Raw genomic sequence first — 23,809 nt, forward strand, 5'->3', positions numbered from 1 at the left:
CTCCTGACCGATCCCGCCTGACGGGATCGGTCAGGCGGGATCGGTCAGGAGCGGGCCGAGCGCGCCCCGCAGGCTCTGCCCGGTGACCTCGCCGAGTTCGTCGGCGGGCAGTGGTCCGGCTGGTCCTCACTCACCCGCCTTCGAGGCACCCGACCATTCAGAGCCCGGGCTGCACGGTCACCGCACGTCACACCACTGCCGTCGCCGCGCGCCCCGTCGTACGCTGGTCTGATGAGAACTCCACGGCAGGCAGCAAGAATTGTCGTACTCAACCCCGCCGGGTCGGTGTTTCTGTTCCGCGAGAACAACGTCGAAGTCGGCATCCACTGGCTGCCGCCGGGCGGCGGGATAGACCCCGGGGAGACGCCAGAGGAGTGCGTGCGACGGGAGTTGCGCGAAGAGACCGGGTGGACCGACCTGGAGCCGCAGCGGCTGCTCTGCACCTGGGAGCACGACTTCACGCACCAGGGCATCCCCGTGCGCCAGCACGAGCACATCTACGTCACGACGGGCCCGCACCGCGACCCCGTCCCGGAGTATCCCGAGGCCCACTGGCGCTGGCTGTCGCCCCGGAACCTCGCCACGCTCGGCGAACCGCTGTGGCCCCCGCGCCTCGCCGAACTGCTCGACGAAGCCCGGTCCGAGCCGGTGCACTTGGGGCTGCTCGCCTGAGCCGTGACGGGGCTGTCGTCCAGTCGGCGCCCGCCCGACCGGCCAGGTCGGCCGCGCCGCAGCTCCCGTCGCCCGCGCCCGCCGACCGACCGGTCAGACCGGCCCGGCCGCAGGGCCCGCAGCCCCCGTCGCCCGCGCGTACAACGCAGCCGCGTACTCGTTCAGGATCGTGCTGGTCGACACGTCGTCCGTGTCGCCGCCCGTCAGGATGCCGATGATCTTTCCGTCGGCGGCGATCCACGCGCTGCCGCTCGTACCGCCCGGGAAGTCCGCGCAGTCGAAGCGCTGTTCCGTCGGGGTGGACCGGACCGCGCGCGAGGTGCAGGTGCGCGGGACCTTGCGGTCGGCCGGGTAGCCGGTCACCGTGACCTCCTCGCCCGTGCGGCCCGTCGCGTCCAGGACGGCGGCGCCGGTGACGTCCTCGATGTTGCGGCCCGAGGCGTCGGGGGCGAGGCGGGCGAAGGCGAGGTCGTAGTCGTCGTCCGTGCCGTCGGACCAGTGGGCGTCCTCGAAGACCTCCTCGATCTTCCAGGCGCCGTACGGGGCGCGCCCGTCCGCGTACGCGGGTGCGAAGACCGCTCCGCCTTCGCCGGCCCGGCCCGCGAGCAGGCAGTGGCCGGCGGTGACGATCAGGTTCCGCGCGGGGCTGTGCACGACGGTGGCCGTACAGAAGTGGTCCCCGGTCACGTCGCCTTCGAACAGGGCCCCGGCGAAGGCCGACGCCCCACCGGCCTTGGGGAGCGAAGCCGAGGGCTTGGGGCTCGGGCTGGCCGGAGCGGCCGACAGCTGAGGCTGTTTCGGCGATTGCGACTGCGATGGTCGGGTGGTGGAGGACGTCCTCGGGGGTGCCGCCTTCGCATGCGCGGAGGGCTGGCCGTCGTCGGCCGGCACCACCTTCGTCATCACGGCGGACGCACCCAGCGCCGCCACCGCGCACAACACCGCGGTCACCACGGTCCGCTTGTCCACCACAGACACCCTCCCCACTTTGCCGCGGCGAAGCATGCCTTGCCCACGACGGCTGCCGCAAGGGGCATCCCGGCCGACCTCTGTGGCTTCGCGGCCGGGCCCCGTAGGCTGACCGGATGATCCGCACCGTCGTCCTGGACGTAGGCGAGACCCTGACCCGCGATGACCGCTACTGGGGGGCCTGGGCCGACTGGCTCGACGTGCCGCGGCACACGCTGTCCGCGCTCGTCGGCGCGGTCGTCATCGACGGCCGCGACAACTCCGACGCGCTGCGCCTGCTCCGGCCCGGCATCGACGTCCGGGCCGAGTACGCCGCCCGCGAGGCGGCAGGGCGCGGCGAGCGACTCGACGAGACGGACCTGTACGACGACGTGCGCCCCTCCCTCTCCGCCCTCCGGGCGGCCGGAGTCCGTGTCGTCGTCGCGGGAAACCAGAGCCCGAAGGCCGGCGCGATGCTGCGCGCGCTCGGATTGCCCGCGGACCTGGTCGTGACGTCCGGCGAATGGGGCGTGGCCAAGCCGGAACCGGGCTTCTTCGAAAGGGTGTTGGAGGTGTCCGGCGCCCCGGCGGCTCAGACCCTCTACGTGGGCGATCACCCCGCGAACGACCTCGTCCCGGCGCGCGCGGCCGGCCTGCTGACCGCTCACGTACGCCGCGGCCCGTGGGGCCACTGGTGGGCCGATGAGATCCGCGAGCGCCGAACGGCGGACTATTCGATCGACTCACTCACCGAACTGGTCGGCATCGTCAAGACGTAACGCGCACCCGCCCCTTCGCGGAGCAGTACGGTGCGTGCATGGCCGATCACATCGGGCAGCGCATCGCAGCACGGCGCCACGTCCAACGCATGACCCAAGCCGACCTCGCACGCGGGTCCCACGTCTCCCTCGCCATGGTGAAGTCGGTCGAGCGTGGCGCCCGTACCCCGTCCGCGGTACTCCTCGAAGCCCTCGCGTCGGCGCTCGGCGTGGACCCCTCGCGGCTGGACCGTTCGTACACGGGTACCAGTCGCCGGGTCCACGCGGCTCTGCCCTCGATCTCCGCCGTCATCGCGGGGTACGACGTCCCGCTCGACCCGCCTACGAGACCGCGCGCCGAGGTGGCGTCCGCCGTCGAGGAGGCGACCGAGTGGCGGCTGGCCGCCCAGTACGGGCGGATCGCCACCGCGGCGCCCGCACTGCTGACGGACGCGCTGGCTCATCTGCACGCCGCGTCGGGTGCGCACCGGGCCGCCGCGGCCCGTCTGGTGGTGGCGGCCGCCCGTGCGGCCGACGCGGTGGCCTACAAGGTGGGTGCGCACGACCTGTCCGCGCGCCTGATCGACGTGATGCGCTGGGCGGCCGTGCAGACCGAGGACCCCGACATCGCCGCGGTCACCTCGTACGTCCACGCGGAGACGTTCTTCGCGGCCCGCGCCCACCGCGCGGGCCAGGTCACCCTGGAGCGGGCCCTGGACGCCGGGCCCGGCCCTGGAACCACTCGGGCCGCCGCTCTCCGCGGGGCACTGCACATGCGGACGGCCGTGGTGGCCGCTCGCGCCGGCGCGCCGGACGCGGCACACGCGCACCTGCGGGAGGCCGGGAAGTTCGCCGATCACCTGAAAGAGGGCGTCTACCTCGGTACGGCCTTCGGCCCGTCCAGCGTTCGCATCCACAGGGTGGCCGTCGCCGTCAGTCTGGGCGGCGACCACATCGGCCGGGCGCTCGAAATGGCCGGAGGCTGGGAGCCCGGCGAGGAGATTCCCGCCGAACGCCGCAGCGGCTTCTACGTCGAGATCGGGCGCGCCCAACTCTGGGCCGGTCGGCCGGATGCCGCGTTCGAGTCGCTGAAGGTCGCCCGGCGTCTGGCGCCGCAGCACGTCCGCGAACATCCCTGGGCCCGGGAGGACATCGAGACGATCCGGCGGATCAAACGCTCCGACACCGCGTCGCTGAGCTCGTTCGCGGAATGGATCGGCGCGGTCTAGTGCCGCGTCAGCACCTCGGGGGGCTACAAGATGTATCCGTTGCGGCCCTTTCCCCGGGCCATCATCCGTCCGACCGCACCGAACGACAGACGGGAAGGGCCATGGCCGATCTGGTGGTAGCCGATATCGCGGACGTGAGCGTAGCGCGCCTGCACGGACACGCCTGCTGGGATTGCGGCGCCGTCGAGGACGTGCTGATTCCCGCGGGCGAGGCGATCGTCGCGGGCTTCAGCGTGACGTGGCCGATCGTGAAGTGCTCGCGGCACGCCGAAGGCGGATCGGGCCGGTGACCACCTCACAGGGGGTGCCCTGCCACCTGGCGCCCCTGCCCGCCTCGGTATCCCGCCTCACGCACGCGCAGGCCCTGGGCCGCGCGTGCGTCTCCTGCGGCGCCCCGCTCGCCGCTGGCGCCGTCGAGCGCGGAACCATCCACGGCGCGCAGGGTGTCCACGTCACCTCCACCGAAGTCTGGTCGTGCCCGGCACCGGAGCCTTCGTCACGCTCCTCCGCCGCCGTCGCGAACGCCTGATCCACGGCGAGGCGGAGACGGTCCCCCGCTGGATCCGGCGTCCGGCGCACGCCACGGACCCGACGGGCCACCCCCGACCGGCGGGCCACCCCGACCGACGGATCACCCCCCGCCCGTCGGGGCCGCCGCGTGCGGTGGGACCGGGCTCACGCCCCCGGCCAGAGGCCTTCCGGGGTGAGGCCCAGGAGGTCGATCGCGTTGCCGCGCACGATGCGGTCGACCACGTCCGGGGCCAGGTGGCCCATCTGGGACTCGCCGACCTCGCGGGATTTGGGCCAGGTGGAGTCGGAGTGGGGGTAGTCGGTCTCGTAGAGGACGTTGGCCACGCCGATCGAGTCCAGGTTCTTCAGGCCGAACGCGTCGTCGAAGAAGCAGCCGAAGACGTGCTCGGCGAAGAGTTCCGACGGCGGGCGCAGCACCTTGTCGGCGACGCCGCCCCAGCCCCGGTTCTCCTCCCAGACCACGTTCGCCCGTTCCAGGATGTACGGGATCCAGCCGATCTGCCCCTCCGCGTACATGATCTTGAGGTTCGGGAAGCGTTCGAACTTGCCGCTCATCAGCCAGTCCACCATCGAGAAGCAGCAGTTGGCGAAGGTGATGGTGGAGCCGACGGCCGGCGGGGCGTCCGCCGAGGTGGACGGCATGCGCGAGGAGGAGCCGATGTGCATGGCGATGACCGTGCCGGTCTCGTTGCACGCCTCCAGGAAGGGGTCCCACTCGTCCGTGTGGATGGAGGGGAGCCCCAGGTGGGGCGGGATCTCCGAGAAGGCGACCGCCCGGACGCCGCGCGCCGCGTTGCGGCGGACTTCGGCGGCGGCGAGGCGGGCGTCCCAGAGCGGTACGAGGGTGAGCGGGATGAGGCGGCCGCGGGCGGCCGGGCCGCACCACTCCTCGACCATCCAGTCGTTGTACGCGCGCACGCCGAGCAGGCCGAGCTCGCGGTCCTTGGCCTCGGTGAAGGTCTGTCCGCAGAAACGCGGGAAGGTCGGGAAGCAGAGGGCGGACTGGACGTGGTTGACGTCCATGTCCGCGAGGCGGTCGGGAACCGAGAAGGAGCCCGGGCGCATCTGCTCGTACGTGATGACTTCGAGCTTGATCTCGTCGCGGTCGTATCCGACGGCCGTGTCGAGCCGGGTGAGGGGGCGGTGCAGGTCCTCGTACACCCACCAGTCGCCTATGGGTCCGTCGTCGCCCTTGGCCCCCATGACGGGGGCGAACTTCCCTCCGAGGAAGGTCATTTCCTTCAAGGGCGCGCGGACGATCCGGGGGCCGGTGTCGTGGTACTTGGACGGGAGCCGGTCCCGCCAGACGTGGGGGGGCTCAACCGTGTGGTCGTCCACCGAGATGATCTTCGGGAAGGTCTCCATGGGCTCACGGTAGCGTTAATCTGACGAACCGTCAGCTAGTTGGGCGGGTACGGGTTCCGGATCCGCCGGGGCCACGGGTTCCGTATCCGCCCGGACCAGGTCCGCTACGGGCTGACGTGTGCGCGCAACACAGGGCAGACTGACCCTTACACCTAAGGAAGGCAGGGGGGACACCAGATGGACGGCATACCGGCCATCCCGCACCAGCGGAACCACCCCGAGGCCGGTGACGCCGCGGGAACCGGAGTCGGGACCGGACACGGATACGGACCCGGAGCCGGAGCCGAGGGCGCCGCCACAGGAGGCGCAACGGCCGCACCCGCCGCCCCCGGACCCGGCACCGCCGATGCCCACGACCCCTCCGCCCCCGGCAACCGCTTCGCCGTCCTCGGCCCCATCCGCGCCTGGCGCGGCCCCGAGCCGCTGCCCTCCGGGACCCCGCAGCAGCGCGCCCTGCTCGCCGTGCTCCTGCTCCGCGACGGCCGCACCGCCACCGCGCCCGAACTCATCGACGCCATCTGGGGCGAGGACCCTCCGCAGCAGGCGCTCGCGACCATCCGTACGTACGCCTCCCGCCTGCGCAAGGTCCTCGACCCCGGGCTCCTCGTCAGCGACGCCGGCGGCTACGCGATCCGCCTGCCCCACCCCGAGGCCCTCGACCTCGGCATCGCCCGCGCCGTGGCCGCCGACGCCGAGGCCGCGCGGAACGAGAAGGGGGACCGCGCGCTCGCCCGTACGCTGCTGGCCCGCGCCCTGGACCTGTGGGACGGCGAACCGCTGGCCGGCGTACCCGGACCGCACGCCGAAACCGAGCGCACCCGGCTCGCCGAGTGGCGGCTCCAACTGCTGGAGACCCGCCTCGACCTCGACCTCGAACTCGGCCACCACGCCGAGGCCGTCTCCGAACTCACCGCGCTCACCGCCGCACACCCCCTGCGCGAACGGCTGCGCGAGCTGCTGATGCTCGCCCTCTACCGCAGCGGCCGGCAGGCCGAAGCCCTCGCCGTCTACGCCGACACCCGCCGGCTCCTCGCCGATGAACTCGGCGTCGATCCGTGTCCGGAGCTCTCCGACCTCCAGCAGCGCATCCTGCGCGCCGACGCCGAACTCGCCCGCGCCGAAGATCCCGCGCCGGCCGCCGCGCCCGTACCCGTGAGGCCCGCCCAATTGCCCGCCACCGTCGCCGACTTCACCGGCCGCGCCAGCTTCGTGAACGAACTCGGCGCGATCCTCTCCGGCGCCGAGGGCCAGGTCATGGCCGTCTCCGCGCTCGCCGGCATAGGCGGCGTCGGCAAGACCACCCTCGCCGTGCACGTCGCGCACGCCGCCCGCCCGCACTTCCCCGACGGGCAGCTCTACGTCGACCTCCAGGGCACCGAGGCCCGCCCCGCCGAGCCCGAGGCCGTCCTCGGCTCCTTCCTGCGCGCCCTCGGCACCCCCGACACCTCGATCCCCGACTCCCCCGCCGAACGGGCCGCGCTCTACCGCTCCACCCTCGACGGCCGCCGCGTCCTCGTCCTCCTCGACAACGCCCGCGACGCCGCGCAGGTCCGGCCGCTGCTGCCCGGCACCGCCGGCTGCGCCGCCCTCGTCACCAGCCGGGTCCGCATGGCGGGCCTCGCCGGGGCCCATCTCGTCGACCTCGACGTGATGAGCCCCGAGGAGGCCCTGCAGCTGTTCACCCGGATCGTGGGCGAGGAGCGCGTGCGCGCCGAGCGGCAGGCCGCCCTCGACGTGGTCGGCGCCTGCGGGTTCCTGCCGCTGGCCATCCGCATCGCCGCCTCCCGCCTCGCCGCGCGCCGCACCTGGACGGTGTCCGTCCTCGCCGCCAAGCTCGCCGACGAACGCCGCCGCCTCGACGAGCTCCAGGCCGGCGACCTCGCCGTCAAGGCCACCTTCGAACTCGGCTACGGCCAGCTCGAACCCGCCCAGCAGCGCGCCTTCCGCCTGCTCGGCCTCCCCGACGGCCCGGACATCTCCCTCGCCGCCGCGGCCGCCGTACTGGACCGCCCGGAGCACGCCACCGAGGACCTCCTGGAGGCCTTGGTCGACTGCTCCCTCCTCGAATCGGCCGCGCCCGGCCGCTACCGCTTCCACGACCTCGTACGCCTCTACGCGCGTGCGTGCGCCGAGCGCGACGAGCAGCCGCCGAGCGGACGCGACGCGGCCCTCGACCGGCTGCTCGACTTCTACCTGGCCACCGCCGCGGGGGTGTACGGGCTGGAGCGGCCGGGCGACCGGCTCGTCGCCCACCTGTCCGCCACGCGCTACCCCGGGCTGGTCTTCACCGAACCGCGCAGCGCCCAGGACTGGCTGTACGCCGAGGCCGACCCGCTGCTCGCGTGCGTCCGGCAGGCCGCCGCGCGCCCGACCGGGCGGGAAGCGGGCGCGCAGGGCGCGGGCGGGGACGGCACGGGCGGGCAGGACGCGGGCAGGGACGGCACGGGCGGCGAGGGCACGGGCAGTGAGGGCACGGGCGTCCTGCGCCGGGCCGTCGACCTGCTGTGGGCCGCCAAGGACCTCGCCGAGTCGGGCGCCAACTCCAAGCAGTACGAATCGGCCGCCACCGCGCTGCGCGACGCCGCGCACGCCGCGAAGGACCCGTACGCGGAGGGCCGCGCCCGCACCACGCTCACCAACACCCACCTGGTCGCGGGCCGGTTCGCCGAGGCCGACGACGAGGCCCGCCGGGCCACGCTGCTCGCCCGCGCCGCCGGGGACCCGCTGCCCAGCTGCTGGGCGCCCAACGACCGCGGGATCATCGCCCTCTACGAGGGCCGTTACAGCGACGGCGAGCGGTACCTGCTGGAGGCCATCACCAACTTCCGCGCCGACGCCAACTACGTCGGCGAGGCCAGCGCCCTGTGCAACCTCTCCCGCATCCACGTGGAACTGGGGCGGCTGAGCAGCGCCATCGACCTCGCCCGGCAGGGCATCGCCATCTACGACCGCATGGGCCTCACCCTGCGGCTGGCCAACGGCCGCTACGCGCTCGGCATCGCCCTCACCCAGGCCGACCGGCTCTCCGAGGCGCACACGCAGCTCAGCGAGGCGCTCACGCTGTTCCACGAGAACCGGCAGCCGCTGTGGGAGGGCGTCACGCACTTCCGGCTGGCCAAGGTCCACCTGGCCGCGCGCCGGCCCACACTGGCCGCCTCGCACGCCGAACAGGCCATCGCGCTGCGCGGCATCGGCGGCGAGTGGCGCCGCGCGACGGTGCTGACGGTGCTGGGCCGCGCGCTGCGGCAGCTGGGGCAGCGGGACCGGGCGCGGGTCTGCTGGCGGGACGCGGAAGTCGTGTTCACCCAGCTCAAGTCGCCGGAACTGGCCGAGGTACGGGCGCTGCTGGCGGCGGAGATCGCCGCCTGACGCGCGGTCCCCGTGGCGCTGAATGAGGCGTTCATCGTTCGTTTATCTCCGCCCGGCACGATGGTGTTCATCGACTCGAAGTGTCGGGGGGGCACCCGGGTCGGCTGGAGGACCACCCGTTCGGCGGTCCGCGGGGGAATCGCCGAACGGGCCCGACCCATCCATCAGGAGATCCGATGACGACGAACGAGAACATCCTGCCGACCGACGGTGACCTCAGGCCGCTCGACAACCACGCTTCGGGTGTCGACATCACGCCGATGGACAATCACGCGTCGGGTGTCGAGATCAAGCCGATCGACAAGCCGTCCGACAATCACGCCTCGGACGAGGACATCGTGACGCTGGACAACCACGCGTCGGGTCCGGGTCTGTAAGTCCACCAGGACACGTACGGCCCGGGTCGTGGACCACGGGGGGACACGGGGGACCGGGTCGTACGGCACCACGTACCACGGGGGACCGTTGGTCACGGGGGACCAGCGGGGTACACGGGGGGAACGGCGGCCGCGGTGGCCAGGAGGGGGACCACCGCGGCCGCCGCATGTCCATGTCCGGGGACGGAAGACAGGGGCCAGGGCCGAGGGCGAGGGCCCGAAATCCCCGCCCCTACGACTCCCCGTCACTAGGCTGCCGGTGTGTTCACCTCCCAGGGCCCGACCCTCCGCGAACTGGCCGTACAGGCCCTGTCCTCCGTCGAGCGGGGCTACGACCTGCTGGCCCCCAAGTTCGACCGGACCCCCTTCCGCACCCCCGACCGGATGCTCGACGCGGTCGAGGAGACGCTCGCCGACCGGGAAGGCTCCTTCGGCGCCGGGCTGGACGTGTGCTGCGGCACGGGCGCCGGGATCGGAATGCTGCGGCGGCTGTGCCGGGGCCGGGTGACCGGGGTGGACCTGAGCGCGGGAATGCTGGCGGAGGCGGAGCGGGCGCACGGGGCGGGTGACGGCCTCGCAGCCGCCGACAACGCCTCCGACAGCGCCGGCGAGCACGTCGACGGGGGCACTGGCTCGCGCCCGGCCGATGCCCGCCGGGTCGACTTCCTCAGGGCCGACGCGCGGGCACTCCCGGCCGCGCTCGGGGACTCGTACGACCTGGCGGTCAGCTTCGGGGCCTTCGGCCACTTCCTCCCGTCCGAGCGCCCCGCCGTCTTCTCCGGGATCCACACCGCCCTGCGGCCCGGCGGCGTCTTCGCCTTCCCGATCGGCGCGCCCATCGCGCCGAGCCACCCGGCGTGGTGGGCGGTGGCGGGCTTCGACGCGGCGATGCGCGTGCGCAACGCCGTGTGGCGGCCGCCGTTCGTCATGTACTACCGGACCTTCCCCCTGGGCGGTGTCCGCACCGACCTGCGTGCGGCCGGCTTCACCGTCGAGACCGTCCCCCTGCCCCACTTCGGCCACCGCCCGGACGGCGCGCCCCGCTGGCGGCTGGTCCTGGCGCGCCGTCCCGCCGGGTGACCCCTCAAGATCCGGCCCCGGATCCGTCTCAGGATCCGTCTCAGGCGCCGACGTACTCCGCGAGGTGCTCGCCCGTGAGGGTGGAGCGGGCGGCGACCAGGTCCGCCGGAGTGCCCTCGAAGACGATCCGGCCGCCGTCGTGTCCGGCGCCGGGGCCGAGGTCGATGATCCAGTCGGCGTGTGCCATGACGGCCGGGTGGTGCTCGACGACGATGACCGACTTGCCGGAGTCCACGAGCCGGTCGAGCAGGCCGAGCAGCTGTTCCACGTCGGCGAGGTGGAGGCCGGTGGTCGGCTCGTCGAGCACGTAGACGAGCCCCTCCCCGCCCTTCTCCGACATGCGGGTGGCCAGCTTGAGCCGCTGGCGCTCGCCGCCGGACAGGGTGGTGAGCGGCTGCCCGAGGCTGACGTAGCCCAGTCCGACGTCCGCGAGCCGGGTCAGGATGGCGTGCGCGGCCGGGATGCGCGCCTCGCCGGAGCCGAAGAACTCCTCGGCCTCGGTCACCGACATCGCGAGCACCTCGCTGATGTCGCGGCCGCCGAGGTGGAGGTCCAGGACCGAGGCTTCGAAGCGCTTGCCCTCGCACTCCTCGCAGGTGCTGGCGACGCCGGCCATCATCGCCAGGTCGGTGTAGACGACGCCGGCGCCGTTGCAGTTGGGGCAGGCACCCTCGGAGTTGGCGCTGAACAGCGCCGGCTTCACGCCGTTCGCCTTGGCGAAGGCCTTGCGGATCGGCTCGAGCAGTCCGGTGTACGTCGCCGGGTTGCTGCGCCGGGAACCGCGGATCGGGGTCTGGTCGATCGACACCACGTCCCCGCCCGCGACCCCGGACTTCGCGGTCAGCGACCCGTGCACGAGCGAGCTCTTGCCGGAGCCGGCGACGCCGGTGACCACGGTGAGCACCCCGAGCGGGACGTCCACGTCCACGTCGCGCAGGTTGTGCGCGGTCGCGCCTCGGACCTCCAGCGCTCCGGTGGGCTCGCGCACCGTCTTCTTGAGGGCGGCCCGGTCGTCGAAGTGGCGGCCGGTGACGGTGCCGGAGGAGCGCAGGCCTTCCACGGAGCCTTCGAAGCAGACGGTGCCGCCCGCCTGGCCGGCGCCGGGACCGAGGTCGACGACGTGGTCGGCGATCGCGATGGTCTGCGGTTTGTGCTCCACGACGAGCACCGTGTTGCCCTTGTCGCGCAGCCGCAGCAGCAGGTCGTTCATCCGCTGGATGTCGTGGGGGTGCAGGCCGGTGGTGGGCTCGTCGAAGACGTAGGTGATGTCGGTGAGCGAGGAGCCGAGGTGGCGGATCATCTTGACGCGCTGGGCCTCGCCTCCCGACAGCGTGCCCGAGGCCCGGTCGAGCGAGAGGTAGCCCAGCCCGATCTCCACGAACGAGTCGACGCTGTGTCGCAGGGCTTCGAGCAGGGGTGCCACCGAGGGCTCGTCGAGGCCGCGCACCCATCGCGCCAGGTCGCTGATCTGCATCGCGCAGGCGTCGGCGATGCTGATCTCGCCGATCCGCGAGGACCGGGCGGCCTCGCTGAGCCGGGTGCCCTCGCACTCGGGACAGGTGGCGAAGGTGACCGCCCGGTCGACGAACTCCCGGATGTGCGGCTGCATCGACTCGCGGTCCTTGGAGAGGAAGGACTTCTGGATCTTGGGGATCAGTCCCTCGTAGGTGAGGTTCACCCCCTCGACCTTCACCTTGACCGGCTCCTTGTAGAGGAAGTCCTGCATCTCCTTCTTGGTGAACTTGGCGATCGGCTTGTTCGGGTCGAGGAGGCCCGACTCGGCGTAGACCCGTACGGTCCAGAAGCTGTCGGACTTCCAGCCGGGGATGGTGAACGCGCCGTCGGCCAGCGACTTGGAGTCGTCGTAGAGCTGGGTGAGGTCGATGTCGGAGACGCTGCCGCGGCCCTCGCAGCGCGGGCACATGCCGCCGGTGCGGCTGAAGGTCGCCTTGACCGTCTTCTTGTTGCCGCGATCGACGGTGATCGCGCCGCTCGCCCGGACCGAGGGGACGTTGAAGGCGAAGGCGCCCGGCGAGCCGATGTGCGGCGTGCCGAGCCTGCTGAAGAGGATGCGCAGCATCGCGTTGGCGTCGGTGGCGGTGCCGACGGTGGAGCGGGGGTCCGAGCCCATGCGCTGCTGGTCGACGATGATCGCGGTGGTCAGCCCGTCGAGGACGTCGACCTCGGGACGCGCCAGCGTCGGCATGAAGCCCTGGACGAAGGCGCTGTACGTCTCGTTGATCAGCCGCTGCGAATCGGCGGCGATCGTGTCGAACACCAGCGAGCTCTTGCCCGAGCCTGAGACGCCGGTGAACACGGTCAGCCGGCGCTTGGGGATCGCTACGCTGACGTCCTTGAGGTTGTTCTCGCGCGCGCCGTGCACACGGATCAGGTCGTGGCTGTCGGCAACGTGCGGTACGGGCGACGGGACGACCGCCGCCGCGGCCTCGCTGGGGGCCTTGGCCGGGGCCTTGGCTGCGGCTCTGCTCGGGGCCTTGCTCGGGGCCTTGCTCATCGTGTCTGTCTCCATCCGTCGGGCCGGAGCCCTCTGTCTACCTGATCGCCGCCGCCGCCCGGGGTGGCGCAACGCCCGCGCGGCGACCTGTCCGATCCCTCAAGTCCCCAGCGGGCCAGGTCTCTTCGGCCCGCGGGCGCGGTGCGTGGACGTGTACGTGTACGTGTCCCGCCCGCGCCCGCCCCGCGCCAGCCCCGCGTCCGCGCCGACTATTGAGCGCGGGGCTGGCTGAAGCGCAGCATGTTGCCCGCCGGATCACGGAAGGCGCAGTCGCGGACCCCGTAGAACTGGTCGATCGGCTCCTGCAGCACCTCCCCGCCGGCGGCGCGGATCCGCTCGAAGGTCGCGTCACAGTCGTCGGTCGCGAAGATCACCCCGCGGAGCATGCCCTTGGCCAGCAGCTCCGCCATGGCCTCCTTGTCGGCGGCCGAGGCGTTCGGGTTCGCCACGGGCGGCTCGAGCACGATGTCCACCCCGGGCTGCGCGGGCGACCCGACGGTCACCCAGCGCATCCCCTCGAACCCGACGTCCTTGCGCACCTCCAGCCCGAGCACGTCCCGGTAGAAACCGAGCGCCTTGTCATGGTCGTCGGCGGCGATGAAGCACTGCGAAAGCGTGATGTCCATGCGTTCCACGCTACGACCGCCCCCCGAAGACCTGCTTCTCCATTCCTGACCGGTTCGGGAGGAGGGGAGGAGAGGGAGCTCCTTGGCGCGCTCGAACGTCTATGCGGGGGCGGCGCGGCGCCGGGACGTGGGTGGGCGCGTCCCGGGGGCGGACGATGCTTCTTTTGGTGAAGTACTGGGAGAAAGAACTCTTGCCAATCCCCTCCAGCCTCCCGTTCGGCGGCCGGTCACCCACACGGGTGAATTCGCCAACTGGGCTGGATTTGGGGGTGGTTGTCTGGCATATGCTCGCCCCGACAACCAGACATGAGACGGCCCCCGCCGGGACTGCGAATCCCGAACGAGGGCCTGACCAACGAGGAAGTAAGCCCTTCCCCATGGCTTCGGTCCAGTTTACCGCGCCCGTCCGCGCGACATACGGCGTTCGACACTCCAACATCCGCCTCACCGGCCGGTTCACGGTGGTGAGCAACGACCTGATCCAGCACCCCGAGATGTCGGCGGTCGCACGGATCCTGGGGATCTACATCCAGTCGCTGCCCGCCGGGACCCCCATCGGCATCAAGGACCTGGCCAAACAGCTTCCGCTCGGCGAGACCTCGATCGCCAACGGGCTTCGGGAACTGACGTTGTTCGGGTACCTGGAGCGGTCCCTGGAGAGCCTGCCGGGCGGTCGGATCGTCACCCGTACGGTGTCCTACAACCACCCCCGTGCCGTGGGCGAAGTCCGTCCCGTGCATCCGGGGCGCCCGACCCGCCCGGCCGCGTCAGTCCGCCCGGCCGCGTCTGTCCGTACGCCCCCTCCGGTCCGGCCGGGCCGCCCGGCGCCGCCGACACATCCGGCCCCGGCAGTCCTTCCGCCCGCAGCGCCTCCGCCCCCACCGCCCGCAGCCCCTACGGCGCCCGGGGCTGCTCCGGCGTCCGATCCGGGGCTGGATCCCGTTCCGCAGCCCACGCCGGCCCCCGCTCCCGCCCCCGAAGCCGCCCCCGAAGCCGGGCCCGGGCCCGGCCCCGACGCACCCGACGCACCCGACGCACCGGACGCACCGGCGGGAGTACGCCTCCCCGTCCCCGTCCGCCAGGACGATCCGGCGCGGCGGCGCCTCGCCTCGGAGATCCTGGCGGAGCTGCGGCTCGCCGATCCACGGCTCCTGCTCGGGGAGCGGGACATCAAGTGGCTCGCGGGTGGGGTGGAGGCCTGGCTGGAGCGCGGGGCCGGCGTGGGTCCGCTGATCGCCGCCCTGACGGCCAACCTCCCGGACCTCCCGCGCAATCCGGCCGGGCTGATCGCCCACCGGCTCGCCGCCCAGCTCCCGCCCCGGCTGACCCCCGTGCCCCGCGCGCCCGCCTTCGTACCGCCGGATCCGTTCCAGATCTGCGAAGGGTGCGAGCGCGCCTACCGGAGCCCCGCCCCCGGCGGCCGCTGCAACGACTGCGGACCGCCCCGGGACGGAGGGGGCTGAGCGGCCGGGGGTGAGCGGCCGGGGCTGAGCCGTGGGGGCAGCGGACGGGATCAACGGCTGGGCCCATCGGACGGGCTCAACGGCTGGGCCCAGCGGCCGGCGGTCAGCGGCCCGGGGTCAGCGCGTGCGGAGTTCGCGTTTGAGGACCTTGCCGCTCGCGTTGCGCGGGAGCTCCGTCACGAACTCCACCTCGCGCGGGACCTTGTAGTTGGCCATCTCGCGGCGGGACCAGGCGATCAGGTCGTCGGCCGTGAGGACCGCGCCGGGGCGGCGGACCGCGTAGGCCTTGCCGACCTCGCCGAGGCGCGGGTCGGGGACGCCGACCACCGCGACGTCGGCTATGTCCGGGTGCAGGCCGAGGAGCTGCTCGATCTCGGCCGGGTAGGCGTTGAAGCCGCCGACGATGAACATGTCCTTGATCCGGTCCGTGATGCGCAGGTTCCCGGCGGCGTCGAGGACCCCGACGTCGCCCGTGCGCAGCCAGCCCTCCGGGGTGATGGCCTCGGCGGTCTCGGCCTCGTCCTCGAAGTAGCCCCGCATGACGTTGTGGCCGCGTACCCACACCTCCCCCGCCTGTCCGGCGCCCTGCGCCTGCCCGTCGGCCCCGGCGATGCGGAGCTCCGTGCCCGGGATGGCCCGCCCGGAGGTGGCCGCGATGACCTCCGCCGCGTCGCCGCGGCGGCACATGGTGACGATGCCGCTGGCCTCGGAGAGTCCGTACGCGGTGAGGACGGTGGCGATCCGCAGCTCGCCGCGGAGGCGTTCGACGAGCTGGAGCGGGACGACGGCGGCGCCGGTGACGACCAGGCGCAGGGCGGAGAGGTCGTGCTGGTCGCGCTGGGGGTGGTCGAGGAGGGACTGGTGGAGGGTGGGCGGTCCGGGGAGTACGGAGATCCGTTCGGCGGCGATGTTGGCGAGGACGGTGTCCACGTTGAAGACGGGCTGGGGGATCATCGTGGCCCCGCGCATCAGGCAGGCGATGATCCCGGCCTTGTAGCCGAAGGTGTGGAAGAAGGGGTTCACGATCAGGTAGCGGTCGCCCGCGCGGAGCCCGGCGAGCTCGCTCCACACGTCGTAGCAGCGCAGGGACTGGGCGTGGGTGATCACGGCGCCCTTGGGGCTGCCGGTGGTGCCGGAGGTGAAGATGATGTCCGAGGGGGCCCCGGTGGGGACGGCTTCCGTGCGGGCGCGGACGGCCCCGGCCGGTACGGAGTCCCCGCCGGCCAGGAAGTCCTTCCAGGTGCGGAAGGAGTCCGGGGCGTCGTCGGACAGGACCACGACCTGCTGGAGGTGGGGCAGGCCGGGCAGCGGCCCGGAGCCCTCGCCCTCGGCGGCGGCGCGGCGCAGCGAGGCGACGTAGGAGGTGCCGAGGAAGGTGCCGGTGACGAAGAGGAGGCGGGTGCGGCTGCGGTGGAGGACGTACGCGGCCTCGGTGCCCTTGAAACGTGTGTTGAGGGGGACGAGCACGGCTCCCGCGGAGACGGCTCCGAGTGCGGAGACGATCCATTCGAGGGTGTTGGGCGCCCAGACGGCGACCCGGTCCCCCGGTTCGACCCCTGCGGCCATGCAGGCGGCCGCGGCGCGCTCGACCCGCTCGCCGAGCTGCGCGTAGTCGATGCGGACCCGGCCGTCGACGACGGCCTCGCGGCCGGCGTAGCGGGTGGCGGCGTCGCGCACCAGGCCGCCGATGCTTCTCCAGGGGAGCTCCGCGAGGCCGCCGCCGTCGCCGTGCACGTCTCCGCCTGCGTCCACGCCCACGACACCGGTCCCGGCCTCGGGCGCCCGGCCCCCGCCCCCCGTCCCGTCCCCGATCGCACCCGCGACCCCGCGCCCGTCCTCGTCCATCGCCCACCCCTCGCCGCGACCCCGGTAGCTGACTAACCGTCAGATTAGCTGTAGCCTTCGCCGCTGTCAGTACTGGTGCACCCCGGAGGTGGCGATGGCGGCAACACTCAAGGACGCTACGGCGATAGTCGGCATCGGCCAAACCGCCTTTGCCAAACAACTGCCGCAGTCCGAAAAGGAATTGGCCTGCCGGGCGATCCTCGCCGCACTCGCCGACGCCGGCATCGACCCCTCCGAGGTCGACGCCTTCTCCTCCTACACGATGGAGGAGACCGACGAGGTCGAGGTCGCCAAGGCCATCGGCGCCGGTGACGTCACCTTCTTCTCCAAGATCGGCTACGGCGGCGGCGGTTCCTGCGCCACCGTCGGCCACCTGGCCTCCGCCGTCGCCACCGGACAGGCCACCGTCGGCGTCGCCTGGCGCTCCCGCAAACGCGGCTCCGGCCCCCGCCCGTGGAAGAACACCGCCGTCCAGCTCCCCACCCCCGGCCAGTGGACGCGCCCCTTCGGGCTGCTGCGCCCGGCGGACGAGATAGGGATGCTGGCCCGCCGCTACATGCACGAGTACGGTGCCACCCGCGACCACCTCTTCAACGTCGCGATGGCCTGCCGCAACCGGGCCAACGAGAACCCGGCCGCGATGATGTACGAGCGCCCGCTGACCCGCGAGATGTACATGACCTCCCGCATGATCAGCGACCCGCTCTGCCTCTTCGACAACTGCCTGGAGACCGACGGGGCGTTGGCCTGCGTCATCGTCAGCGCCGAGCGCGCCCGCGACTGCCGCCACAAGCCCGTCTACGTCCACTCCGTCGCCCAGGGCCTGCCCGCCCAACACCACGGCATGGTCAACTACTGGAACGACGACCCGCTGTCCGGCCCCGCCTGGACCGCCGCCCGGCACCTGTGGAAACAGGCCGACTTCGGCCCGGCCGACGTGGACGTCGCCCAGATCTACGACGCCTTCACCCCCCTGATCCCGCTCTCCCTGGAGGGCTACGGCTTCTGCGGGCGCGGCGAGGGCGCCGCCTTCACCGAGGGCGGAGCCCTGGAGATGGGCGGCCGGCTGCCCATCAACACCGGCGGCGGCGGCCTGAGCGAGGCCTACGTCCACGGCTTCAACCTGATCAACGAGGGCGTCAAGCAGCTGCGCGGCATCTCCACCGCCCAGGTGCCCGACGCCTCGACCTGCCTGGTGACGGCGGGCGAGGGTGTCCCGACGTCCGCGATCCTGCTGCGCGCCTGAGGAGCTGCCGACCCATGACCACCACGACCGCCGCCGCTTCGGACGAACTCCTCCTCCCCGTCCCCGACGAGGACGGAGCCCCCTTCTGGGAGTACGCCGCCCAGGGCGAACTCCGCGTCCAGGCCTGCGCCGAGCCGACTTGCGGAAAGCTCCGCTTCCCGCCCCGCCCCTGCTGCCCGCACTGCCGGTCCTTCGACTCCGTATGGCGCCCGATGAGCGGCCGGGGCCGGATCTGGTCCTACGTGCGGCCGCACCCGCCGCTGCTCCCCGCGTACGCCGCGCAGGCCCCGTACAACGTGATCCTCGTGGAGCTCGCCGACGCCCCGCACATCCGCCTCGTCGGGAGCCTCGTCACCTCGGCGGACGCCCCCCTGGACTCCGTGGATCCGGCGCGGCTGCGCATCGGTGCGCGGGTGCAGGTCGTCTTCACCGAGACGGGCGGGGTGGTCGTACCGCGCTGGGTGCTGGAGAAGTCGTGACGGCCGGCCAGGGGCTCCGGGTGGAGCGGGACAAGGCGACCGGGGTCGCGGTGCTCACCCTGGACCGGGAGCGCAAGCACAACGCCATCGACCTGGAGACGGCCACCGAACTGGCGGCGGCGTGGCGCGAGTTGCGCTACGAGGACGACGTACGGGCGGTCGTGCTCACGGGCGCCGGACCGGCGGCCTTCTGCACGGGGATCGACCGCGACGTCTCCGTCCGCCAGCCCCCGTCCCCGTACTCGGTGGACGACCCGCTCGTCGCCATCGGCCCGAAGGCGAACGACCTGTGGAAGCCGGTGGTCGCCGCCGTCAACGGCATGGCGTGCGGCGGGGCGTTCTACCTGCTGGGCGAGTCGGAGTTCATCGTCTCGGCCACGACCGCGACGTACTTCGACCCGCACACCAGCTACGGCATGGTCAGCGCCTACGAGGCGGTGTACATGGCCCAGCGGATGCCCTTCGGCGAGGCCGCCCGGATGTCCCTGATGGGCACCGCGGAACGGCTCTCCGCGCGGCGGGCGTACGAGATCGGCCTGGTCTCGGAGCTGGCCGAGCCGGACGGGCTGCTCCCCGCGGCCCTGCGCGCGGCCGAGACCATGGCCGGGTTCCCGACGGAAGCCGTCCAGGGCACGGTCCGCGCCCTGTGGTCGGCGAAACAGGCGGCCCTGCAGCAGGCCCTGTCCCAGGCCCCGGCGCTGATCGCGCTGGGGAACCTGGCCCCGGAACGGCAGGCGGACCTCTTCGCGGCGCGGCGGGATCGGAGCGCGGAGCCGCGGGTGCGGTGACGGCGGCTCAGGTCCTCCACGCGGTACGCCCGGTACCCGAAGCGGACCCTCGCACGTCGCTCCGGGCCGTCTTGCGAACGTCGCGAACCCTTCTGGTCACAGCACTAACGGGTCTTCTTGGTGGACTTGGGATTCGACGTGCTCGTCTTCTTGGCGTCCGGGAGCTCACCCGACGAGCCCGTGGAGCCGGAGCCGGAGCCGGGCGTCGCGCCGGGCTTCGACGAAGACGCCGAGCCCGAGACGAGATCGATCCGCCCGACGACGCAGCTCCGCACGTCACCGGCCTTGTCCGCGCTCACCATCGGCAGGTCCACGATCCGGCTCTCGCCCGCCTTGAGTTCGATGTCGACGGAGGCGGATTCGATCCGGCCGGCCGATCCCTCGAAGACCAGCGGCACGCGGAAGGAGTGTCCGGCCTTCGCCTCGGAGGTGACCTTCACCGTGGCCTTCGCGCGGCCCGGTCCGGCGCAGGCCACGACTTCCGCGCGCGCGAGCGGCCCGGTGGAGGTGGGCGTCGGCGAAGCCGTCGTGCTCGTGCCGCTGCCCGAGCTGCCGGAGGAGACCTTCTTGGTCTTGGGCTTGCTCTTGCTCTTGGAGCTGGAGCAACCGCCCCCGCCACCACTCTTGCTCTTGCCGCTACTGCTGCTGCCGCCGTGCGACGAGAAGCCCGTCAGCCCGAGCACCACTCCCACCAATACCGCCGCGAACCGGACACGCCGTCCTGTGACCTTCATGTCCATCCCTCTCCCCGTGGGCAACTGCGGCACGGTACCAGGGGTTTCCGGCCCGTCTTCAGGAGGGCCTGGTTCCGCTTCCGGGACCTGCGGCCCCGTACCGGGCGAGGAACACTTCGACTCCCGCGGCCACCACGGCCCGCGGCGAAGCGTTCGGCCTCACCGAAAACCAAACGGTATAGTTGTCTTACTGAACTACACAGTTCAGTACGCTGCTGGCCGAGACCCACCGGCCACCCCGACTCCAGCGACGCCACCGCCCACCAACCGAGGGGGACCCCATGTCCGAACTTAAGATCCTGGCCATCTCCGGCAGCCTCCGCGCCGGCTCGCACAACACCGCACTGCTCCGCGCCGCCCGCAAGCACCAGCCCGCCGGGATCGACATCGAGATCTATGACGGCCTGCGCGAGATCCCCCCGTACGACCAGGACCTCGACAACCCCCAGGACCGCCCGGCGGCCGTCGCCGAACTGCGCCGGCGGATCAACGGGGCCCACGGCCTGCTGATCGCCACCCCGGAGTTCAACTACTCCGTCCCGGGCACCCTCAAGAACGCCATCGACTGGGTGAGCACCGACTGGACCAAGCAGGAGGGCCTGCCGATGCACCGCAAGCCCGTCGCGATCCTGGGGGCCGCCCCGACCAACTTCGGCACCGTGCGGGCACAACTGGCACTGCGGCAGGTGTTCGTGTGGACCGACAGCGACGTGGTCGTCAAGCCCGAGGTCCAGGTGTTCCGCTCCCACGAGCGCTTCGACGAGAGCGGCAACCTCACCGACGAGGCGACGATCGGCCTGGTACGGGACCTGCTCGGAGCCCTGAAGACCAAGGCCGAGGCGGCCGTCGCGGCCGGGACTGCCGCGCGGTGAGCCCCGGAGCGGACGCCCCGCCGCCTACGGGGGTGGCGGCGGCGCGTCCGTGACGGCGATCGCCGCTCTCCGGGGGCCGACACCGCTGCGCAGCGCTTAGGTGTGGTCCTTGGGCGGGTGGTCCTTGGGCGGGGTGTGCCAGCTCTGCGTCGGGGACTGGCCGGGATCGATGCCGGGGGCGCCCGGGGCGCCGCCCCCGGGGCGCGTAGAGCCCGGAGCGCCCGCAGCGCCCTGAGCGCCCTGAGCGCCCGCAGTCCCCGGCGCTCCCGCAGTCCCCGGCGTGCCCGGTCCGAGCCCGTCGTGGCCGCGCCCGTCGTGGCCGCGCCCGTACGCGTCCGCGCTGCCGTCGCCCTCACGGTCGGCGGCGTGGTCGAGTTCGCGGTCCCGGCGGCGACGCGAAGGCCGCCCGCTCATGACCGCCGCCGCCAGGATCAGCAGGGCTCCCGCGCCGAAGGCGTTGGCGAGCCCGTCGCCCAGGCCCTGCCCGTCGCCCTCGCCGCCGACGGAGAGGCTGCCCGCGGCCTGGCCCTGGCGGACCATCCAGAGCACGGCGAAGCCGAGTACGACGATCCCGGCGAGCGCCATGAGCAGTCGCGAGCGCAGCACGATCGCGACCAGCGCGAGGAGGGCCGCGAAGAGGAACGGCAGCAGGAGCGAGCCCAGCAGGGCGGCCTTGGTGTCGGTGATGCCCTCGGCCGTGAAGAGCTCCTGGATGCGGTAATCGCGTCCGTGACGGCCGTCGTACCAGGCACGGAAGGGGCTCCAGACGGCGGCCGCCGCTCCGATGAGACCCATCAGGGAACCGAGTGCGTTGCGGATCATGCCCGGCCCTCCGAGGTGTGGGGTGGGGTCTTGATCCCGACGCTACGCCCAGCCGCCCGCCCCCGCACTCCGGACGGCGTCCGGGACGGCGTCCGGCACGACGGTCCGTGCGGGCGGTAGCAGCCGAGGGAGCCGTAGCAGCCGCATGAGCCCGTGCGCGCACCCGGACATGACGGCGGCCCCGTCCCCCCGGAGGGGACGGGGCCGGCCAGCCGTGAAGGCGGGTGGGGATCAGGCCTCGACGACGCCCGAGGCCGCGATCTCGATCTTGCCGCGGGTGGCGCCCGAGGGGGTGCCGAGCTTCTCGATCTTGTCCACGATCTCCTGGCCCTCGACGACCTCGCCGAAGACGACGTGCTTGCCGTCGAGCCACGGGGTGACGACGGTGGTGATGAAGAACTGCGAGCCGTTGGTGTTCTTGCCGGCGTTCGCCATCGACAGCAGGTACGGCTTGGTGTGCTTCAGGGTGAAGTTCTCGTCGGCGAACTTCTCGCCGTAGATGCTCTTGCCGCCCGTGCCGTTCTGGTTGGTGAAGTCACCGCCCTGCAGCATGAACTGGGGGATGACGCGGTGGAACGGGGAGCCCGCGTAGCCGAAGCCGTGCTGGCCGGTGGCGAGCTCGCGGAAGTTCTGGGCGGTCTTCGGGACGACCTCGTCGAAGAGGTTGAAGACGATGCGGCCGGCGGGCTGGCCGTCGATGTTGATGTCGAAGAATACGTTGCTCATGGGGTCCATCCTGTCACTCCCGGTGCGCTGCGCGCGTCCGAGGGGCCCGAAGAGGTGTACGAGCGGGTGTCGCGCGGGGCGCCGGACGGGCGTCCGGAGCCCCTCAGCCGCCGGTACGCGTACCCGTACCCTTGGCCGCGTCCAGAGCGTAGACGCAGCGGTCCTTGCTGCACGCGTACACCACGCCCGCCTCCGCGACCGGGGCGCCGGTGATCTCCCCGCCGGTGGCGAGCTTCCAGCGGAGCTGGCCGCCCGCCGCGTCGAGGGTGTAGAGGCAGTGGTCGGCGGAGCCGAAGTGGACCCGGCCGTCCGCGACGGCCGGGGCGCCCGTGATCTCGCCGCCCGCCGCGAACCGCCACTTCGGGGTGCCGGTGACCGCGTCGAGCGTGTAGAGGGCACTGCCCGCGCCCAGGTGGACGTTGCCGCTCGCGACCAGGACGGGGTCCGCGGACTGGCGGGGCTCGGTGGCGATGCGCCAGCGGTCCTTGCCGTTGGCCGCGTCCAGGGCGTAGACGGTGCCCAGGTAGTCGGCGAGGTAGACGCCGCCGCCCGTGACCGCCGCGCCGGGCGCGAAGGCCGGGGGCGCGAGGAACACGGCGGGGGCCTCGAAGTGCCAGCGGACCCGGCCCGAGGCCCGGTCGATGGAGATCACCCGGGTGCCCGCGGCGACGTAGACGTTGCCGTCGGCCGCCGGGGTGACCCGTACGGGCACGTTTCCGCAGGAGCCCGCGTCGCCGACGGGGTACGACCAGGACTCGTGGCCGGAGCGGGCGTCCAGGGCGCGCAGCCGGGCGTCCTGCCACACGTAGACCGTGCCGTCGTGGAGGACGGGGGCCGCCTCGGTGGTCTCGAAGTCGCTCTGCGCGCCCGAGAGCTCCCACAGCTTCTGCCCGCTGGACGCCTCCCACGCCTGTACGCCGCCACCGCGCGTGGCGGTGACGACCGTGCCCCGCTCGGCGCGCAGGGCGTAGACCCAGGCGTCGGTGGACAGCCGCCACCGCTCGGAGCCCTCGGTGGCGTCGAGGGCGTAGAGCGAGGGGCCGTCGGAGGCGTGGATGCGGCCGTCGGAGACGGCCATCGACCAGGCGACGTCGCGCGTCTTGAACTGGCGGCGGCCGCTGGCCACGTCCAGGGCGTGGACCTCGAAGGAGGTGACGTAGAGCATGTCGCCCGCGACGGTCGGGGTGCCCCACACCTCGTTCGACATGCGGAAGCGCCACGGCCGCCAGCGGCCGCTGTCCGGCGCCGGTCCCGGGCCGGGTACGGCCGCCACGGACGGGCCGGAGGGCGCGGGCTGCCCGGAAGACAGGGAGGCCGCGGGTGCCGGGCCGCCGCCCGGCGGGCGGATCCAGCCGGTCGCCGAG

22 protein-coding genes are annotated in these 23,809 nt (G+C 72.8%); 13 read left to right on the forward strand and 9 right to left on the reverse strand.

What is annotated here, in order from left to right; translation table 11 throughout:
- Window positions 1-231 precede the first annotated feature (231 nt).
- Complete coding sequence (locus tag J7E97_RS20555; RefSeq protein ID WP_215029301.1) at window positions 232-672, forward strand: NUDIX hydrolase; 441 nt, start codon at window positions 232-234, stop codon at window positions 670-672.
- Window positions 673-765: 93 nt separating this feature from the next.
- On the opposite strand, the gene J7E97_RS20560 is transcribed toward J7E97_RS20555, so the two are convergent.
- Entirely contained in the window at window positions 766-1,641 is an 876-nt protein-coding gene (locus J7E97_RS20560) for a trypsin-like serine protease (RefSeq protein WP_308346599.1), read from the reverse strand.
- Window positions 1,642-1,757: 116 nt separating this feature from the next.
- Here J7E97_RS20560 and J7E97_RS20565 point away from each other — a divergent pair, with 116 nt between their 5' ends.
- The 4 genes from J7E97_RS20565 to J7E97_RS20580 all read left to right on the forward strand — a co-directional run bounded on the left by J7E97_RS20565 (window position 1,758) and on the right by J7E97_RS20580 (window position 4,136).
- A complete protein-coding gene (locus J7E97_RS20565) occupies window positions 1,758-2,399 on the forward strand; it encodes an HAD family hydrolase (RefSeq protein WP_215029307.1) in 642 nt (213 codons plus the stop codon).
- Window positions 2,400-2,437: 38 nt separating this feature from the next.
- On the forward strand, window positions 2,438-3,607 hold the full coding sequence (locus J7E97_RS20570; protein ID WP_215029310.1) for a helix-turn-helix domain-containing protein: 1,170 nt from the start codon (window positions 2,438-2,440) through the stop codon (window positions 3,605-3,607).
- A gap of 101 nt (window positions 3,608-3,708) precedes the next feature.
- Entirely contained in the window at window positions 3,709-3,897 is a 189-nt protein-coding gene (locus J7E97_RS20575) for a hypothetical protein (RefSeq protein WP_215029312.1), read from the forward strand.
- The gene (locus J7E97_RS20580) at window positions 3,894-4,136 is read left to right on the forward strand and encodes a hypothetical protein (RefSeq protein WP_215029315.1); all 243 of its coding nucleotides are present in this window, start codon (window positions 3,894-3,896) and stop codon (window positions 4,134-4,136) included. The genes J7E97_RS20575 and J7E97_RS20580 overlap by 4 nt, the downstream gene beginning before the upstream one ends.
- 146 nt (window positions 4,137-4,282) lie before the next feature.
- Here the strand turns inward: J7E97_RS20580 and J7E97_RS20585 are convergent, their stop codons facing one another.
- Complete coding sequence (locus J7E97_RS20585) at window positions 4,283-5,503, reverse strand: amidohydrolase family protein (RefSeq protein ID WP_215029319.1); 1,221 nt, start codon at window positions 5,501-5,503, stop codon at window positions 4,283-4,285.
- A 177-nt stretch (window positions 5,504-5,680) separates the two neighbouring features.
- On the opposite strand from J7E97_RS20585, the gene J7E97_RS20590 reads away from it, so the two are divergent.
- From J7E97_RS20590 to J7E97_RS20600, 3 genes are all read left to right on the forward strand, one after another.
- The gene (locus J7E97_RS20590) at window positions 5,681-8,872 is read left to right on the forward strand and encodes a BTAD domain-containing putative transcriptional regulator (RefSeq protein WP_215029322.1); all 3,192 of its coding nucleotides are present in this window, start codon (window positions 5,681-5,683) and stop codon (window positions 8,870-8,872) included.
- A 176-nt stretch (window positions 8,873-9,048) separates the two neighbouring features.
- Window positions 9,049-9,249, forward strand: a complete 201-nt coding sequence (locus J7E97_RS20595; RefSeq protein WP_215029324.1) for a hypothetical protein — start codon at window positions 9,049-9,051, stop codon at window positions 9,247-9,249.
- A gap of 261 nt (window positions 9,250-9,510) precedes the next feature.
- Window positions 9,511-10,329 (forward strand): class I SAM-dependent methyltransferase, encoded by an 819-nt coding sequence (locus tag J7E97_RS20600; protein WP_215029327.1) that lies wholly within the window; start codon window positions 9,511-9,513, stop codon window positions 10,327-10,329.
- 40 nt (window positions 10,330-10,369) lie between these two features.
- Here J7E97_RS20600 and J7E97_RS20605 read toward each other — a convergent pair whose 3' ends face one another.
- Both J7E97_RS20605 and J7E97_RS20610 read right to left on the reverse strand, forming a co-directional pair.
- Window positions 10,370-12,844 carry an excinuclease ABC subunit UvrA gene (locus tag J7E97_RS20605; protein ID WP_215029330.1) on the reverse strand — a complete coding sequence of 825 codons (2,475 nt, stop codon included), beginning with the start codon at window positions 12,842-12,844 and terminating at the stop codon, window positions 10,370-10,372.
- Window positions 12,845-13,053: 209 nt separating this feature from the next.
- Window positions 13,054-13,470 (reverse strand): VOC family protein, encoded by a 417-nt coding sequence (locus tag J7E97_RS20610; protein WP_215029333.1) that lies wholly within the window; start codon window positions 13,468-13,470, stop codon window positions 13,054-13,056.
- A gap of 377 nt (window positions 13,471-13,847) precedes the next feature.
- On the opposite strand from J7E97_RS20610, the gene J7E97_RS20615 reads away from it, so the two are divergent.
- Window positions 13,848-14,933 (forward strand): helix-turn-helix domain-containing protein, encoded by a 1,086-nt coding sequence (locus tag J7E97_RS20615; RefSeq protein ID WP_251054874.1) that lies wholly within the window; start codon window positions 13,848-13,850, stop codon window positions 14,931-14,933.
- 117 nt (window positions 14,934-15,050) lie between these two features.
- Here the strand turns inward: J7E97_RS20615 and J7E97_RS20620 are convergent, their stop codons facing one another.
- The gene (locus J7E97_RS20620) at window positions 15,051-16,778 is read right to left on the reverse strand and encodes a FadD3 family acyl-CoA ligase (protein WP_215029336.1); all 1,728 of its coding nucleotides are present in this window, start codon (window positions 16,776-16,778) and stop codon (window positions 15,051-15,053) included.
- Between the two features lie 94 nt (window positions 16,779-16,872).
- Between J7E97_RS20620 and J7E97_RS20625 the strand changes: the two genes are divergently transcribed.
- Genes J7E97_RS20625 through J7E97_RS20635 form a run of 3 tightly spaced genes read left to right on the forward strand, consistent with a single transcriptional unit; the run spans window position 16,873 to window position 19,291 of the window.
- Complete coding sequence (locus tag J7E97_RS20625; RefSeq protein WP_215029339.1) at window positions 16,873-18,024, forward strand: lipid-transfer protein; 1,152 nt, start codon at window positions 16,873-16,875, stop codon at window positions 18,022-18,024.
- Window positions 18,025-18,038: 14 nt separating this feature from the next.
- Window positions 18,039-18,503 (forward strand): Zn-ribbon domain-containing OB-fold protein, encoded by a 465-nt coding sequence (locus tag J7E97_RS20630; protein ID WP_215029342.1) that lies wholly within the window; start codon window positions 18,039-18,041, stop codon window positions 18,501-18,503.
- Window positions 18,500-19,291: an enoyl-CoA hydratase/isomerase family protein gene (locus J7E97_RS20635; RefSeq protein WP_308346600.1), complete on the forward strand. Its 792-nt coding sequence runs from the start codon at window positions 18,500-18,502 to the stop codon at window positions 19,289-19,291. The genes J7E97_RS20630 and J7E97_RS20635 overlap by 4 nt, the downstream gene beginning before the upstream one ends.
- Window positions 19,292-19,395: 104 nt before the next feature.
- On the opposite strand, the gene J7E97_RS20640 is transcribed toward J7E97_RS20635, so the two are convergent.
- Window positions 19,396-20,025 (reverse strand): hypothetical protein, encoded by a 630-nt coding sequence (locus tag J7E97_RS20640; RefSeq protein ID WP_215029345.1) that lies wholly within the window; start codon window positions 20,023-20,025, stop codon window positions 19,396-19,398.
- A 281-nt stretch (window positions 20,026-20,306) separates the two neighbouring features.
- Between J7E97_RS20640 and J7E97_RS20645 the strand changes: the two genes are divergently transcribed.
- A complete protein-coding gene (locus J7E97_RS20645) occupies window positions 20,307-20,897 on the forward strand; it encodes an NADPH-dependent FMN reductase (protein WP_215029348.1) in 591 nt (196 codons plus the stop codon).
- Between the two features lie 96 nt (window positions 20,898-20,993).
- Here J7E97_RS20645 and J7E97_RS36010 read toward each other — a convergent pair whose 3' ends face one another.
- From J7E97_RS36010 to J7E97_RS20660, 3 genes are all read right to left on the reverse strand, one after another.
- Window positions 20,994-21,719: a hypothetical protein gene (locus J7E97_RS36010; RefSeq protein WP_251054875.1), complete on the reverse strand. Its 726-nt coding sequence runs from the start codon at window positions 21,717-21,719 to the stop codon at window positions 20,994-20,996.
- A 231-nt stretch (window positions 21,720-21,950) separates the two neighbouring features.
- Window positions 21,951-22,445 (reverse strand): peptidylprolyl isomerase, encoded by a 495-nt coding sequence (locus J7E97_RS20655; RefSeq protein WP_215029351.1) that lies wholly within the window; start codon window positions 22,443-22,445, stop codon window positions 21,951-21,953.
- A 103-nt stretch (window positions 22,446-22,548) separates the two neighbouring features.
- Window positions 22,549-23,809, reverse strand: a 1,261-nt coding sequence (locus tag J7E97_RS20660; RefSeq protein ID WP_215029354.1) for a PQQ-binding-like beta-propeller repeat protein, incomplete at its 5' end; no start/stop codon positions are given.

The sequence above is a fragment of the Streptomyces sp. ISL-66 genome (assembly GCF_018614135.1).
Lineage (GTDB): Bacteria > Actinomycetota > Actinomycetes > Streptomycetales > Streptomycetaceae > Streptomyces.

Coding starts and splice junctions, on each gene's coding strand:
- J7E97_RS20555 (WP_215029301.1), top strand. CDS start 232: ATGAGAACTCCACGGCAGGCAGCAAGAATTGTCGTACTCAACCCCGCC.
- J7E97_RS20565 (WP_215029307.1), top strand. CDS start 1,758: ATGATCCGCACCGTCGTCCTGGACGTAGGCGAGACCCTGACCCGCGAT.
- J7E97_RS20570 (WP_215029310.1), top strand. CDS start 2,438: ATGGCCGATCACATCGGGCAGCGCATCGCAGCACGGCGCCACGTCCAA.
- J7E97_RS20575 (WP_215029312.1), top strand. CDS start 3,709: ATGGCCGATCTGGTGGTAGCCGATATCGCGGACGTGAGCGTAGCGCGC.
- J7E97_RS20585 (WP_215029319.1), bottom strand. CDS start 5,503: ATGGAGACCTTCCCGAAGATCATCTCGGTGGACGACCACACGGTTGAG.
- J7E97_RS20590 (WP_215029322.1), top strand. CDS start 5,681: ATGGACGGCATACCGGCCATCCCGCACCAGCGGAACCACCCCGAGGCC.
- J7E97_RS20595 (WP_215029324.1), top strand. CDS start 9,049: ATGACGACGAACGAGAACATCCTGCCGACCGACGGTGACCTCAGGCCG.
- J7E97_RS20605 (WP_215029330.1), bottom strand. CDS start 12,844: ATGAGCAAGGCCCCGAGCAAGGCCCCGAGCAGAGCCGCAGCCAAGGCC.
- J7E97_RS20610 (WP_215029333.1), bottom strand. CDS start 13,470: ATGGACATCACGCTTTCGCAGTGCTTCATCGCCGCCGACGACCATGAC.
- J7E97_RS20615 (WP_251054874.1), top strand. CDS start 13,848: ATGGCTTCGGTCCAGTTTACCGCGCCCGTCCGCGCGACATACGGCGTT.
- J7E97_RS20620 (WP_215029336.1), bottom strand. CDS start 16,778: ATGGACGAGGACGGGCGCGGGGTCGCGGGTGCGATCGGGGACGGGACG.
- J7E97_RS20625 (WP_215029339.1), top strand. CDS start 16,873: ATGGCGGCAACACTCAAGGACGCTACGGCGATAGTCGGCATCGGCCAA.
- J7E97_RS20630 (WP_215029342.1), top strand. CDS start 18,039: ATGACCACCACGACCGCCGCCGCTTCGGACGAACTCCTCCTCCCCGTC.
- J7E97_RS20640 (WP_215029345.1), bottom strand. CDS start 20,025: ATGAAGGTCACAGGACGGCGTGTCCGGTTCGCGGCGGTATTGGTGGGA.
- J7E97_RS20645 (WP_215029348.1), top strand. CDS start 20,307: ATGTCCGAACTTAAGATCCTGGCCATCTCCGGCAGCCTCCGCGCCGGC.
- J7E97_RS36010 (WP_251054875.1), bottom strand. CDS start 21,719: ATGATCCGCAACGCACTCGGTTCCCTGATGGGTCTCATCGGAGCGGCG.
- J7E97_RS20655 (WP_215029351.1), bottom strand. CDS start 22,445: ATGAGCAACGTATTCTTCGACATCAACATCGACGGCCAGCCCGCCGGC.